1 protein-coding gene is annotated in these 236 nt (G+C 51.7%); it reads left to right on the forward strand.

Features of this window, described 5'->3' with window-relative positions; genetic code table 11:
- Positions 1-37: 37 nt before the first annotated feature.
- Positions 38-236, forward strand: a 199-nt coding sequence (locus tag SB725_RS33910) for a hypothetical protein (protein ID WP_410923786.1), incomplete at its 3' end; no start/stop codon positions are given.

A 236-nucleotide genomic window follows, 5' to 3' on the forward strand; every position in this document is an offset into this window, starting at 1 on the left:
GCTGGAACCACTAAAACTGAGCAAGATTGAAGCCACCATGAGCTTCACCATCGCTAAAGGGATGGTCGCACAAACAGCGGGGAAACATTATCCGGCCCCCATCACCGCAGTAAAAACCATTGAAGCTGCGGCCCGTTTTGGTCGTGAAGAAGCCTTAAACCTGGAAAACAAAAGTTTTGTCCCGCTGGCGCATACCAACGAAGCCCGCGCACTGGTCGGCATTTTCCTTAACGATC

This window comes from Pseudomonas sp. SIMBA_041 (genome assembly GCF_046535095.1).
Taxonomy (GTDB): domain Bacteria; phylum Pseudomonadota; class Gammaproteobacteria; order Pseudomonadales; family Pseudomonadaceae; genus Aquipseudomonas; species Aquipseudomonas mucoides.